Origin of the sequence: Azospirillum sp. RU38E (assembly GCF_900188385.1) — a bacterium.
Classification (GTDB): Bacteria; Pseudomonadota; Alphaproteobacteria; order Azospirillales; family Azospirillaceae; genus Niveispirillum.
In genome coordinates, this window is the sequence record NZ_FZOI01000001.1 from 591777 (window position 1) to 606501 (window position 14725).

The following is a 14725-nucleotide window of genomic DNA, read 5'->3' on the forward strand; positions in this document are numbered from 1 at the left end:
TACTGCCCCTTCCATCGCACCGCCGCATCATGTTTGGTAGCCAATAAGAAACCGCCCCGCGGGCGGCAGGATGTAGGACGCGCGTAATGTCGGTGCAGATATTCCGGAAGGCGGCGCTGGATCGGATCGCCTCGCCCGAACAGTTGGACCTTGCCTGCGGCATTGTCGATATCCGCGCGCGTGTTGCTCTGGGCGGGCTGCTGCTGGCGGCGGCGGCAGTGATCGGCTGGGGATTCGCCGGCACCATCCCCACCGAAGCCCCCGGCCAGGGGTTGTTGGTGACGCAAGGCGGCCGCGTGCTGCCGGCCATGGCCAGTGCCAGCGGCACGCTGGCCGGCGTGCGCGTGGCCGTGGGTGACATGGTGACGGAAGGCCAGCCGCTGGCCAGCCTGACCCAGCCGGAAACCGAATTGTCGCTGAAGAACGCCCGTGCGCAACTGGCTGAAAAGCAGGCGGAACTGGATAAGCGCACCCAGGGTCTGGCGGGGGAGGCGGATGTCCGCCGCCGCAACCTGGACCAGCGCCGCACCGCCCTGAACCAGGCCGCCGACAGCGCCATGAGCCGTATCCGCTTTCTGGAACAGCAACTGGCGGGCCGGCGCGACCTGTTGAAACAGGGCTATGTCACCGCCGCCCAGGTGCAGGAGGTGCAGCAGGCGCTGGAGGAGGCGCAGCGCGCCTTGGCGGAAAACCGCGCCGAACAGATCAATCTGGATGCCCAGACCGTCCAGATGAAAATGGAGCAGGAGCGGGAGCGTGCCCAACTGGAAACCGGCATTGCCGATCTGAAGCGCCGCATCGGGGAGCTGGAATTGCAGTTGCAAACCACCTCTGTCGTGCGGGCCCCGGCCAGCGGGCGGGTGACAGAGGTGAAGGTGGGCCAGGGCACCCTGATTTCCGCCGGCACGCCGGTGGTGAATGTGGAAAGCACCGGCCAGTCGCTGCAAGCGGTGCTGTACATCCCCACCGCCGACGGCAAGCGCGTGGCACCGGGGATGGAGGTGCGCATCGCCCCCGCCATGGTGAAGAAGGAGGAATTCGGCACCCTGATTGGCCGGGTTTCCAGCATCTCCGCCTATCCCGCCACCGAAGGCGGCATGGCCGCCGTGGTGCAGAATGAAGGGCTGGTGCGCGACTTCACCAAGAAGGGGGCCCCCTATGAGGCGCGGGTGGACCTGATCCCGGCCGACACCCCGTCCGGCTTCCGCTGGACCTCGGGCCAGGGGCCGGATATCGCGCTGACCAGCGGCACGCTGGTGGCCGCCGAAATCACCGTGCGCCGCCAACGCCCGGTGGAACTGGTGCTGCCCTTCTTCCGCAAGCTGCTGGGCACTGAACCATGAGCCAGTCGCCGGAGAAACAGCCAGCGCCGGACAAGGCAGCGGCCAAGCGCAAGCCCGGTGCCCGCCGCGCCAGGGTGCCCACCATCCTGCAGATGGAATCGGTGGAATGCGGGGCGGCCTGTCTGGCCATGGTGCTGGCCCATCATGGGCTGTGGGTGCCGCTGGAGGAATTGCGCCTGGCCTGCGGCGTCTCGCGCGACGGGTCCAAGGCCTCCAACCTGCTGCGTGCGGCCCGTACCTTCGGCTTCACCGCCAAGGGGTTCCGTAAGGAACCGGCGCAGTTGCCGGACCTGCCGGTGCCCGCCATCATCCATTGGAACTTCAACCATTATGTGGTGCTGGAAGGCATCCGCGATGGCTGGGCCTATATCAACGATCCGGCATCCGGCCCGCGCCGGCTGCCGCTGGGGGAACTGGACGAGGCCTTTACCGGCGTGGTGCTGGCCTTCAGCCCCAATGAGAACTTCCGCCCCGGCGGGCAGCGCCCCCGTATCTGGGACCAGATCAAGGGGCATCTGACCCATTCCTGGGGGCCGCTGGCGGTGATCGCCGGCTTTTCCATGCTGCTGGTGCTGCCGGGCATTGTGCTGCCAGGCCTGTCCAAGACCTTCATCGATGCCGTGCTGGTCAACCAGCGGCAGGATTGGGTGGCCCCGCTTTGCCTGGGCGTGGCGCTGGCCGGCACCATGCAAGGGTTGCTGACATATTTCCAGCAGCGGCAATTGACCCTGTTGCGCACCAAGCTGGCTTTGACGCTGGCCACGCGCTACCTGTTCAATCTGCTGGCCCGGCCCATGCATTTCTTCAACCAGCGCATGGCGGGCGATCTGGCCAACCGGGCGGCGGCGGTGGATCAGGTGGCCGAACTGCTGTCGGGCAGCTTGGCCACCAATATTTTCAACCTGACCGCCGTGCTGTTCTATGGGCTGGCCATGGCCGCCTATGACCCGCTGCTGGCCTTGATCGCCGTGGCGCTGGTGCTGGGCAATATCGCCGTGCTGAAACTGGCCGAACGCCGCCGGGTGGACCTCAGCCGCAACCGTGCGGCGGAGGAAGGCAAGCTGATGGGTGCCACCGCCATGCTGATCGGCGGGATTGAAAGCATCAAGGTCGGCGGGCTGGAAGGCGATGTTTTCGGAAAATGGAGCGGGTATCAGGCCCGCCTGCTGGCCACCGGTCAGGCGTTGGGCCGGCTGGATGTGTCGCTGGGGGTGATCCCCACATTGCTGACGGCCCTGTCCACCGCCGCCCTGCTGGGGGTTGGCGGCTGGCGGGTGATTGATGGCAGCCTGACCGTGGGATCGCTGGTGGCGATTCAGGCGCTGATGGTCAGCTTCACCACGCCGATCAACGGGCTGGTCACTCTGGCCGGACAGTTGCAGACCATCCGGGGCGATCTGGACCGCATCGCCGATGTGGTGGGGGCTGGCGGCACTGTGGCCGTGGCTGAAGCGCCACGGCCCCTTACCGCCTTGCCGGAACGGCTGTCGGGCCGGCTGGAACTGCGGGACATTTCCTTTGGCTACAGCCCGTGTGACCCGCCGCTGGTGGAAGATTTGTCGCTGGTGGTGGAGCCGGGGCGGCGCGTGGCGCTGGTCGGTGCCTCTGGCAGCGGTAAATCCACCGTGGGCCGCATGGTCTGCCGCCTGCTGCGGCCCTGGGGCGGGGAGATTTTGATCGATGGCGTGGCGCTGGATGATATCCCGCCCGACCTGTTCGCCCAGACGGTGGCCTATGTCGATCAGGATGTCTTTCTGTTCGGCGGCACGGTGCGCGACAACCTGACCCTGTGGGATGCCACCGTGCCGGAAGCCGCCCTGACCCAGGCGCTGAAGGATGCGGAAATCCACGCCGAAATCAGCCTGCGCCCCGGCCATTATGACAGCGCGGTGCTGGAAGGTGGCCTGAACTTCTCCGGCGGGCAGCGCCAGCGGTTGGAAATCGCCCGCGCCCTGCTGCGCGATCCGGCCATTCTGGTGCTGGATGAGGCGACGGCGGCGCTGGACCCGGTGACGGAAAAAGCCATCGACGACAATATCCGCCGCCGGGGCTGCACCTGCCTGATCATTGCGCACCGGCTGTCCACCATCCGCGACTGTGACGAAATCATCGTACTGGAGCGTGGGCGGGTGGTGCAGCGGGGCAACCATGCTTCCCTGGTGGCCGAAGGCGGCCCCTATGCCGCCCTGTTGAATGCGGAGGGTGCATGAGCATCCCATCTTCCCGCCCGCTGGACCCCGTTTCCCGCGTCACCCGCCTGCCGCAGCCGCTGCGCGCCGATCAGCCCTTGTGCCTGGGGGAGATGGCGGAGCCGCTGCGCGTGGTGGCCGGCTTTGTCGATCTGTTCGCCGTGGCGATGCGCGACGGCCGGCATGTCGGCCGCCGCCGCGCCGTGGCCCGCCTGTCCGCCGGGGATTGTTTCTGGCCAGTACCGCGCGCCCTGGATGATCGCGGGGATGGCTTGGGCCTGATCGCGGTGGGCGGGCTGGGCGCGCAGGTGGAAGCGCTGGGCGACGCGCCGGCGCTGGCCGATATCGACCATTGGCTGCGCGCCATCCTGCCGCCGGCCCCACCGCCGGCCAAGACCGCCAGCATCCTGGCCCCTGGCCGGCATGACCTGGCGGCGGGGGACGTCGCCGCCATCCAGCCCGGCCAGGGTTGCCTGTGGCTGGTGCGGGAGGAAGGCTTGCTGGCGCTGCCCGATGGGGCGGGGGTGCGGGAGGTGCCGGTGCCGCTGGTGGCGGGGCGCTGGGTCTCCGCCGATGGCACGGCGCGCATTGCGCTGGGCACCAGCCGGGAACTGGCCGATACCGGGTTGCTGGCCCCCGCCTTGGCGGCCGCCCATGCCGCCCTGCCGCGCCAGATTGCCCAGGCATTGGATGCGCGTGCCGCAGATGAAACGGCCCAGGCCCGCCAGCGGGGCGAACTGTCCCGCCAGGGCATGGAGGCGGCGTTTGGCACGCTGGTGGACCTGATCCAGCCGGGCAGCCGGCTGGCCGCCCCGGAACGGGTTCTACCGGGTTGGGAGGCGGGCGCCTTGGTCCGCCGCATTGCCCAGTCGCTGGGGTTGGAACTGCCGCCCCCCGCCCATGCTGGCAAGGATGGCCATCCGCCCGATCTGGCCCAGGCGCTTGCCGCCGCCCGGCTGCGCCAGCGTGGCGTGCTGCTGCGGCTGGGTTGGTGGCGGCAGACGGGCCTGCCCATGGTGGCGCGGCTGGCCGAGGGGGACCGCCCCGTCGCCCTGCTGCCGCAGGGCAATGGCTATGTGCTGTGGGATGCGCTGGCCGGCACATCGCAGCCGGTGGATGCCGCCCTGGCGGAAAAGCTGAACCCGCAGGCCCAGGCGATCTATGCCGCCCTGCCATCGCGCCCGGTGGGGCTGGGCGACATGATCCGTCTGGGCCTGCATGGCACCGGGCGGGAACGGCTGGCCATTACGCTGCTGGCGCTGGGCGTGGCGCTGATCGGCCTGTTGACGCCGGTGGCCAGTGGCCTGATCGTGGACAAGATCGTACCCACCGCGGCGGGTGATCAGCTTTTCCTGCTGGTGCTGGCCCTGGTGGTGGCGGCCATCAGTTCGGCTGCCCTGGATTACAGCAAAACCCATGCGGTGCTGCGGCTGCAAAGCGGCATCGATCTGAAAATGCACGCCGCTGTGATTGACCGGCTGCTGCGGCTGCCGGCGGGGTTCTTCAAACGTTATACGGTGGGCGATCTGGCCGACCGCGCCATGGGCATCGCCACCATCCGGGAGATGCTGGCCGGTGCCGCCCTGTCCAGCCTGCTGGGCGGGGTGATGTCGCTGGTCAGCTTAGGCATGTTGTTCTTCTATTCGGTGAAGCTGGCCCTGGTGGCCTTGCTGCTGGTGGCCCTGTCCTTGTCGGTGACGGTGGGGTTAAGCCTGCTGCAATTGCGCCATGAACGGCAGGAGGCGCGCACCCGTGGCATTGCCGAAGGGCTGGTGCTGCAATTCATCACCGGGGTGGCCAAGTTGAAGGTGGCGGCGGCGGTGGACCGCGCCATCATGTTCTGGATGCGCCGCTATGGCGCGCAACGCCGGTTCGATATTGCCGGCCAGCGGCTGGCCCGGATGCAGACCGTGTTCCAGGCGGCCTTCGGCCCGCTTTCCACGGTGGCGCTGATGGCCGGCGTGGTGCTGATCGCCAAGGGCGTGATGGCCGAACAGGCGGTGCAGGCCCTGGCGGGGGTGGAGGGGGGTGGCGGTGCCACCGCCATGCAGGCCGGTGGCTTCATCGCCTTTTTCACCGCCTTTGGCCAGTTCCAGGGGGCGATGACCCAGTTGGTGGGCACGCTGACCCGGCTGCTGGGGGTGTTCCCCATCTGGGAACGGTCCCGCCCGCTGCTGGAAAGCCCGCTGGATGATGTGGCCGATGGGGAAGATGCCGGGCGGCTGGGCGGCGGGGTGGAGTTTTCCGGCGTCAGTTTCAGCTATGCGCCCGAACTGCCGCCGGTGCTGGATAATTTGTCCTTCAGCATCCGGCCGGGGGAATTTGTCGCCATTGTCGGCCCGTCCGGCGGGGGCAAATCCACCATCCTGCGCCTGCTGCTGGGGCTGGACCGGCCCCAGGCCGGCGAGCTGTTCTTCGATGGCCGCCCGATGAGCCGGCTGACGCCCGACAGCGTGCGCCGGCAGATCGGCACCGTGTTGCAGAATGGGCGGCTGATGGGCGGTTCCATCCTGGACAATATCGTCGGTGCCTCTGCCGCCCGGCTGGAAGATGCCTGGGCGGCGGCGCGTCAGGTCGATCTGGCCGACGATATCAAGGCCATGCCGATGGGGATGCATACGGTGCTGACGGAGGGCGGGGGCACCCTGTCCGGCGGGCAGCGCCAGCGCCTGATGATCGCCCGCGCCCTGGTGCGCCAGCCCCGTCTGCTGCTGCTGGATGAGGCGACCAGCGCCTTGGACAACCGCACCCAGGCCGCCGTGATGCGGTCCCTGGAAAAGCTGGATGTGACGCGGGTGATGATCGCGCATCGCCTCTCCACCATCGAACGGGTGGACCGCATCCTGGTGATCGAACGCGGCCGGCTGGTGGAACAGGGCCGCTTTGCCGACCTGATCGCCCAGGATGGCGTGTTCGCCGCACTCGCCCGCCGACAGATGCTGTGACGAGACCCGTTCCCCCGAACCCCATCACATTGGTAAGGAAATCCCATGCGCAAGGTGCTCTATATCCTGGGTCAGTTGGACGATATGGATGTGGATTGGATGGCCCGGCATGGCCGCCGCCGCATGGTGGCGCCCGGTGATCTGCTGGTGCGGCAGGGGGAGCCCTCGCCACACCTGTTCATCGTGCTGGATGGCCGCATGGAGGTGACGGTGAAGGGTATCGGCGCCGTCGCCAGCCTGGGCGCGGGGGAGATCATCGGCGAACTCTCCTTCGTGGACAGCGCCCCGCCCTCGGCCTCTGTCGCCGCCGCCACGGCGGGGGCGGTGCTGATGCTGGAAAAGCAGTTGCTGGCGCGGGAACTGGCCCGCGATACCGGCTTTGCCATGCGCTTTTATCGCGCCATCGCCCTGTTCCTGGCCGACCGGTTGCGCAGCACCGTGCGCCGCATGGGCTATGGCGAAGGGGCGGCGCTGGATGAAAACGAAGTCCAGGGCGATGAGCTGGATGAGGGGCTGCTGGATACCGTCTCCCTGGCGGGCGACCGGTTCGACCGGCTGTTGAAAACCCTGTCGCAGGCCGCGTAACCCTCAGTTCCCCGGATGGACAGCCAGCAGCCGCTCTGCGGCGGCCAGATCGTCCGGGGTGTTCACGTTCAGAAACGGGTCCAGCGGCGTGTCCGGCCAGTCGACAAAGGTCGGCCGGTGCCGGGCCGCCCATTGGCCGACCCGGCGCTGCCCTTCCACCAGCAGGGCCGTGCGCAGATCATCGCGCAGCGTCAGCGGCCACAGGCCGACCACCGGATGGCTGTGTGCACTGCCATCGGCCGCCGCCGTGCGCGCCAGCGCCACCCCATCGCCCGCCGCCAGCGCCAGCCGGCTGGCCAGATCGTGCGGCAGAAAGGGGCAATCGGCCGGCACGCTGAGAACATGCCGGGCGGCCGGCTGCATCCGCGCTGCCCATTCCAGCACCGCCAGCAGGCCGGCCAGCGGCCCCGGCTGGTCCGGTGCCGTATCGGGCACCACCGGCAGCCCCTGCAGTTCCGCAATCCCGGCAAAGCGGGCCGGATCGCCATTGGCATTCAGCACCAGTCGGCCCACCTGCGGGGCCAGCCGGCGGGCGACATGGGCCAGCAGGGGGCGACCGGCCAGCCCGGTCAACGGCTTGTCGCCCCCCATCCGCCGACCCTGCCCGCCGGCCAGGATGGCCCCGATGATGCCTGTCTCTGCTGCCATTTTCCCTCTCCCCTCGCCTCCGCGCGGCTTTACGACATTCTTGTTAAGGCTGTGGGCAAAACGCACTCTCTCTAATTTACCGACATGCGAAATGGTTAAGAATACGCTAAAGTCGTACCGCCTTTGGCCAAGGGCGTCAGGGGCCCGCACCATCCACACCACAGCCATATCGTACGCAGGGGAAACAGGAACATGCCTAATTCCATCGACGTGTCGAAGCCGCTCGCCGCCGGCCTTTCCCACGGTAGCCTCACCGTGGTCGGCACCGGTATCCGGTCCATTGCCCACATGACCCAGGAAGCGATCGGCCATATCCGGGAGGCTGACGCGGTTTTCTATGCGGTTCCAGATGGTGTGACGGCGGCTTTCATCCGCGATCTCAACCCCAGCGCCTATAATCTCTCTCTGCATTATGGGGAGAATAAGCGCCGCCTCGTCACCTATGTGCAGATGGCGGAAGTGATCCTGCGCGAGGTTCGGCAGGGCAAGCGGGTGACGGCCGTCTTCTACGGTCATCCCGGCTTCTTTGTCTCCCCGGCCCGGCGGGCTTTGACCATCGCCCGCAAGGAAGGCCACCGGACGCAGATGCTGCCGGGCATTTCCTCCACCGATTACCTGTTTGCCGATCTGCGCATCGACCCGTCCGTCAATGGCTGCCAGATTCTGGAAGCCTCCGACATGCTGCTGCGGGGCCGGCAGGTGGTCACTTCCGGCCATGTCGTGCTGTTGCAGGTGGGCTCGGTGGGGGATGTCTCCTACACCTCCAAGGGCTTTAAGAATCACAAGCGCGGCATCCTGTTCGACCGGCTGATCGAGCTTTATGGCGAGGATCACCCGTCATATCTCTATGTCGGCGCCACCTTCCCCGGCACCGATAGCCAGATCACCCGTCGCCCCCTGAAGGACTATCGTGACCCCAAGGTGCAGGCGACGGTTCATTCCTTCGCCAGCCTGTATCTGCCCCCGCTGGAGATTCTGCCCATCATCCCGGAAATGGCGGAAAAGCTGGGGATGACGCCGACGCGCAGCAAGCGGGAAGGCGATTATGGCAGCTTCGAGATCGAAGCGATCGCCCGTCTGGATCGTGAACCGGTTGGCGGCCAGGAACGGTCCACCGGCCGTGGTCTCTATCGCGTGCTGTCCCAACTGGCGGTCAATCCTGGTTCCACGGATGCCTATCGGGAAAATCCTGCCCTGTTTGTCAGCATTTTCAATGGCCTGACCGACAGTGAAAAGGCGGCGCTGGTAAAGCGCAGCTTCTCTGCCCTGCACGCCGTCAGCTTGCAGGTGGAATATTCCCGCGACCTGGCGGCCGCTGAACTGGCGCCTGCCGGCGTGGCGACCGCACCCAAGGCTGCGGATGCCACCGAAGAGCACGACGCTTCCGAGGAGCACATCGCGACGGAAGAGCACGACGCTTCCGAGGAACACATTGCGACGGAAGAGCATGACGCTTCCGAGGAGCACATCGCGACAGAAGAGCACGACGCTTCCGAGGAGCACATCGCGACGGAAGAGCATGACGCTTCCGAGGAGCATATCGCGACGGAAGAGCATGTCGCGACCGAGGAACATGTCGCGACCGAGGAACATGTCGCGACGGAAGAGCATGACGCTTCCGAGGAGCACATCGCGACCGAGGAACATGTCGCGACCGAGGAACATGTCGCGACGGAAGAGCATGACGCTTCCGAGGAGCACATCGCGACCGAGGAACATGTCGCGACCGAGGAACATGTCGCGACGGAAGAGCATGACGCTTCCGAGGAGCACATCGCGACGGAAGAGCATGTCGCGACCGAGGAGCATATCGCGACGGAAGAGCATGACGCTTCCGAGGAGCACATCGCGACGGAAGAGCATGTCGCGACCGAGGAGCATATCGCGACGGAAGAGCATGACGCTTCCGAGGAGCACATCGCGACGGAAGAGCATGACGCTTCCGAAGAGCACATCGCGACCGAAGAACATGACGCAACCGAAGAGCATGTTTCGGTCTGATAGGAAGCCGCTCGCGTCCCTCTTTTCTCTGCATTAAGATGGTACGCAAAGGTCTACCTGGAAAATAACCGGGTAGACCTGGGCGGCATGTTGTTTGGTGGCGGGGTTACGGCATCGCATGACGTCAAATATTATGATCAGGAGCCATGTGATGCCGGACTCCATTCCTGAGTTTTATAAAGAATCTATCGATATTTCCGAGTTATCGGCCCTGCGGTCGCGGGCCCGTGGTGATGCATCTGTGTGCTTGGAGGTGGCAGCGCTGGCTTGGTACATGCGTCATGAAAAGAAGACCTTCCTGGAAGATATACTGGAACTTCATGCATCGCTGGCCACACGTCCGTCCCTTTTGCCGGGGGGCTGGTCACACCGGATGACCTTGATCGCGGCGGAAATTATTCGCCTCAATCAGGCTCCTGACGATTCGCTTGAATTGTACGAAACTGCGCGGCGAGGCTTCGCCCAGCTATCGGATTATGTCGGTTTGGGTGATGTCTGCCTGTCCCTGGCGGACCTGCATTTGATGTGCGGTCGTATGGCTGAAGCGAATGCCCAATCGCAAGATGCCCTGGATTTCTATCGTAAGGCAGGTGACCCAAGGCGTGAGGCGCTGGCGCTGGCGCGTATGGCTTATCAAAGCCAGTATGGCAATGCGTCGTCTGCGCTGGAGCATTGGGCGGGGATCATCACCGATGATTTTGGGGCCGATAATCCGGCCGCTGCCATGTATGCCAAGGGCTATCAGGGGGGCATTGCCTTCCAGTTCGGCCGTTTTCCGCAGGCGATCAAGGCGCTGACAGAGGCGTTTGATCTGGCCCTGACCTTGCACGCCAATTGGCTTGCTGTTCAATTGGCGAACAGCATCGGTGCAGCCTATGCCAATCTGTTCGATCTGCCGACGGCGATGGAATGGAAGGAGAAATCCTATAGTATTGCGTCATCTGTGGGCTGGCCCCTGGCTTTGGGCATCAGCTTGGCTTCACTGGCCGAGACAACAACCAGCCTGAAGGATTTTGACCGCGCGCAGAGCTATTTTGATCAGGCAACCCTTTATCTGGAGCGATTCCATAGCAGCCGGCGGCATGTGATTTTTTATAACGCGCATGGCAATCTGCTGCTGCAAATCGGTCAGGAAGAAAAGGCGCTCGGCTTGTTTGACCGGGCCCAAAAGGTCGCCGGGCAACTGGAGCAGGATGATATCCGGCTTTCCAGCCGGATCAGCAAGGCGCTGGCCCTGCATCGGTTGGCCCGGTCGGATGATGCGCGGGAACTGGCCCTGTCCACCTGCCATGAAGCGGCGGAAGCCAAGCGGCCCTATCTGGAGATCCGGGCCTTACAGGCATTGGCGGAAATCCAGCGTGCCGATGCGGGGCCGTGCCTGGAGCAGTCGATTGCAACGCTGCAGCGGGCTGTGTCGGTGGGGGACCGGTTGGACGGGTTTGTCATCCAGTCCGACTTGTTGAGCGAGCTGGCCCGCGATTACGAAGCCATTGGCGAATATCAGACGGCGCTGCATTACGAACGGCGGGCGCGGGACAGCTGGCAACGCAATTTCGACCAGCAGAATGGCGCCCGTATCCTGGCCATGCAGGTGCGTTTCGATACGGCGCGGGCCAAGGCCGATGCAGAGCATCACCGGGAATTGGCCCGATCAGAGGCGGCCCGTGCCGCCACCCTGGATGAGGCGAACCAGATTCTGGAACGGCTGGGGCAGGTCGGGCAGGAAATTACCGCCAGGCTGGATTATGAAGGCGTCTTCAAGACCATCTATGGCCATATCACGGAATTGATGCCCGCTGACTTCCTCTCCATCGGGCTGGTGGATGAGGATCGGCAGATTGTCGATGTCCGGTACCGGGTGGAAGATGGTCGGCGACTAGACCCGCGGCTGGTAGCGCTATCTGCCGATAGTCTGGTGGCGCGTTGCGCCCGCGAGAATCGGGAAATTCTATCGTGCGCGCAGGATGGCCGGCCGCCGGCCCAGGTGCCGGGTACGCGGGCGATGCATACGGTGCTGGTACGGCCGCTCACCATTGGGGATCGGGTGCTGGGGATCATTTCCGTGCAGAGTGATCAGGCCGATGCCTATGGAACGCGGGAGCGGCGGATCTTCCGGACCCTCTGCGCCTACAGCGCCATCGCCCTGTCCAATGCAGAGACCTATGATCAGCTGGAACGGGCGGTCGGCGACCTGCGGGAAGCGCTGCACCGGCTAGTGCAGCAGGAAAAGATGGCGGCCCTAGGGCAATTGGTTGCCGGTGTGGCGCACGAGGTGAATACGCCGCTGGGCGTTACCCTGTCCGCCATATCGCTGTTGCATGACAATATTCGCGCCCTTCAGGAATCGTTGGGTAATGGTGGCCTTACCCGCTCCAATCTGACTGAACATCTGCAGACCGGGCTTGAGCTTTCTTCCCTGGCCCAGCGCAATGTTGTGCGCGCCTCCGACATGATCCGCAGCTTCAAGGAGGTCGCGGTCGATCGCGGCAGCGATGACCGCCGTGTCTTTGACCTGGGGGATTATCTTCGGGAAATCGCCAATCTGATGAAGGCCAAGCTGACGGGCAGCGGCAGCCAGATCAGCCTGGATATCGATCTCATCCAGATGGACACCTATCCAGGTGCCCTGGCGCAGACCATCACCAACCTTCTGGCCAATATTGCCGACCATGCCTATGGCCCGGATCGCGCGGGCCCCGTCCGGGTGAAGGCGCGGGAGATCAACGGCGACAAGGTGGAAATCATCATCGCGGATGAGGGGGAGGGCATGGCGGCTGATGTGCAGGCCCATGTCTTCGATCCGTTCTTCACCACCAACCGCGCCGCCGGCCATATGGGGCTGGGACTGCATGTCGCCTATAATCAGGTGACCCAGCGGTTGGGTGGAAGCATCCATATCCAAAGCCAGCCAGGTAACGGCACGACGGCCACCATCGTCATCCCCCGTGAATTACCCCGGTTTGGCCGTCCCCGTGCGGTCTACCCGGTAGAGGCTTCCGTGGTCACTACCGTGCCCATCCGGTGAATGTCGCCCCTGTCAGGGGCGCGGCCCACCTTCTGGGGGAGGCCGCTTGCGGTGCCTGGTACATTGCCGGCCCTGGTTGGGGCTGAAGAGCCGCAAGCCCGCTGATCCAGCGGCGTCCGCCTCGCTGTCACCGCCAGGATCAAGTCTGAACGCCAGCTGTCCCTGGTGCCGTGCAGGGATGCCAAGAGGGGGCTGCTCCCGCGCGGTTAATACCGAAAACAAAGAAGCCGGTTTCGACATTGTCGAAACCGGCTTCTTATTGGTCGGAGTAAGAGGATTCGAACCTCCGGCCTCTGCCTCCCGAAAGCAGCGCTCTACCAGGCTGAGCTATACTCCGTCACTATCGCCACTGGACCGTTTTACCGGCTGCCGTTTCGCTGTCGCGTCGTCGGCGCCCCGTGGCGTGGGCGGGTGTATAGCGCTATCGACGGAGCATGGCAAGCACTAGATGCAGGTTTTTTGACAAAGGGGGTGCGCATGGCAGCATTGCGTGTTCAAGTGCCTGAAACACAAAGAAAAAGGCCGGGCAAATGCCCGGCCTTGCACCCTCTCGAACCGATCTGTCGGGGGATCAATAGTCGCGGTCGACCACGAAATCCAGTACCTCCAGCAGGGACTGCTTCACCGGGCTGGTCGGGAACAGACCCAGCGCATCGCGGGCCATGGCGGCGTAATGGCGGGCCCGTTCCACACTGTCATGCAGGGTATTGTGCTTGGCCATCAGGGCGATGGCGCGGTCCAGGTCGCCCTCCTGCTGGTCCATCTCCTCCATGGTGCGGCGCCAGAAGCCCCGCTCCTCCTCATCGCCGCGGCGGAAGGCCAGGACGACGGGCAGGGTGATCTTGCCCTCGCGGAAATCGTCGCCGATATTCTTGCCCAGGCGGGCCTGCACGGCGGAATAATCCAGCACGTCATCCACCAGCTGGAAGGCGATGCCCAGATTCATGCCGAAGCTGCGCAGCGCCTCTTCCTCCGCCCCCTTGCGGTCGGCCACCACGGCGCCGATGCGGCAGGCGGCGGCGAACAGTTCCGCCGTCTTCGCCTTGATGACCTCCAGATAGGCTTCTTCGCTGGTTTCCGTGTCGTTGGTGGTGGTGAGCTGCAGCACCTCCCCCTCGGCGATCACGGCCGATGCGGTGGACAGGATGCGCAGCACATCCAGCGACCCATCTTCCACCATCACCTGGAAGGCGCGGGCGAACAGGAAATCACCGACCAGCACGGAGGATTTATTGCCGAACACGGCATTGGCGCTGGCCTGACCCCGGCGCAGATCGCTTTCATCCACCACATCATCATGCAGCAGGGTGGCCGTGTGCAGGAATTCCACACAGGCGGCCAGCGCCTTGTGCCGGTCGCCCTTGTAACCGCACAGGTTGGCGGCGGCCAGCGTCAGCACCGGGCGCAGGCGCTTGCCGCCGCTGGCGATCAGATAGCCGGCCAGCTGCGGGATCAACGCCACAGGGGACTGCATCCGGGCGATGATCAGCTCATTCACGGCGGCCAGATCGTCGCTGACCAGCGACACCAGCTTGTCGAGCGCATCCGAGCCCGGCTTGCGCCGCTTGGAATCAAGGGTGGTCACGGTGGCCACGGGTCGGATACTCCATACCAGACAAGCGGAAACAGGCCCGCGATTGACGGACCCCTTATGGCAGGGGAGCATAGCGGGGGAGACCGCAGGGTCAAGCCCGCGCACGCACCGATAAGGGCATGACCGCCCTGAAACTGCGGCGCAGCAGTGCCGGGCTGAACATGATGGAGAGGGAATGGACATCATCTTGCGCAGCAATGACCCGGTGGCCCTGGCTTTCGCCCAGGCGCTGTTGGCTGATTCGGAGATCGCCTGTGTGCTGCTGGACCAGCATACCGCCGCCCTGGAAGGCTCCATCGGGGCCATCCCCCGGCGGCTTTGTGTCGCGGATGAGGATGCGACCGAAGCGCGGGATTTATTGCGCGCCGCCGGGCTGGCCGGGGTGGAAGGCTGAC

At 65.1% G+C, this 14725-nt stretch carries 9 protein-coding genes and 1 tRNA gene; 7 read left to right on the top strand and 3 right to left on the bottom strand.

Going from position 1 to position 14725, the window contains the following annotated elements:
- Positions 1–86 precede the first annotated feature (86 nt).
- From CHB97_RS02505 to CHB97_RS02520, 4 genes are read left to right on the top strand one after another with little or no spacing between them, the layout of a single operon-like run.
- Complete coding sequence (locus CHB97_RS02505) at positions 87–1343, top strand: NHLP bacteriocin system secretion protein (protein WP_089286345.1); 1257 nt, start codon at positions 87–89, stop codon at positions 1341–1343.
- Positions 1340–3553: an NHLP family bacteriocin export ABC transporter peptidase/permease/ATPase subunit gene (locus CHB97_RS02510; RefSeq protein WP_089286346.1), complete on the top strand. Its 2214-nt coding sequence runs from the start codon at positions 1340–1342 to the stop codon at positions 3551–3553. Before CHB97_RS02505 ends, CHB97_RS02510 begins: the two co-directional genes overlap by 4 nt.
- Positions 3550–6477 carry an NHLP bacteriocin export ABC transporter permease/ATPase subunit gene (locus CHB97_RS02515; protein WP_089286347.1) on the top strand — a complete coding sequence of 976 codons (2928 nt, stop codon included), beginning with the start codon at positions 3550–3552 and terminating at the stop codon, positions 6475–6477. Before CHB97_RS02510 ends, CHB97_RS02515 begins: the two co-directional genes overlap by 4 nt.
- A 45-nt stretch (positions 6478–6522) precedes the next feature.
- A complete protein-coding gene (locus CHB97_RS02520) occupies positions 6523–7062 on the top strand; it encodes a cyclic nucleotide-binding domain-containing protein (RefSeq protein WP_089286348.1) in 540 nt (179 codons plus the stop codon).
- 3 nt (positions 7063–7065) lie between these two features.
- Here CHB97_RS02520 and mobA read toward each other — a convergent pair whose 3' ends face one another.
- Positions 7066–7710, bottom strand: coding sequence for a molybdenum cofactor guanylyltransferase MobA (gene mobA / locus CHB97_RS02525; protein ID WP_089286349.1), 645 nt, complete (start codon positions 7708–7710; stop codon positions 7066–7068).
- 192 nt (positions 7711–7902) lie between these two features.
- Between mobA and CHB97_RS02530 the strand changes: the two genes are divergently transcribed.
- Entirely contained in the window at positions 7903–9711 is a 1809-nt protein-coding gene (locus CHB97_RS02530; RefSeq protein ID WP_089286350.1) for an SAM-dependent methyltransferase, read from the top strand.
- 535 nt (positions 9712–10246) lie between these two features.
- On the top strand, positions 10247–12736 hold the full coding sequence (locus tag CHB97_RS02535) for an ATP-binding protein (protein WP_160105497.1): 2490 nt from the start codon (positions 10247–10249) through the stop codon (positions 12734–12736).
- Between the two features lie 260 nt (positions 12737–12996).
- Here CHB97_RS02535 and CHB97_RS02540 read toward each other — a convergent pair.
- Positions 12997–13073, bottom strand: a tRNA-Pro gene (locus CHB97_RS02540).
- A 234-nt stretch (positions 13074–13307) separates the two neighbouring features.
- Complete coding sequence (locus tag CHB97_RS02545) at positions 13308–14330, bottom strand: polyprenyl synthetase family protein (RefSeq protein ID WP_089286352.1); 1023 nt, start codon at positions 14328–14330, stop codon at positions 13308–13310.
- Positions 14331–14505: 175 nt separating this feature from the next.
- On the opposite strand from CHB97_RS02545, the gene CHB97_RS02550 reads away from it, so the two are divergent.
- Positions 14506–14724, top strand: coding sequence for a DUF2007 domain-containing protein (locus CHB97_RS02550; protein ID WP_089286353.1), 219 nt, complete (start codon positions 14506–14508; stop codon positions 14722–14724).
- Position 14725 lies beyond the last annotated feature (1 nt).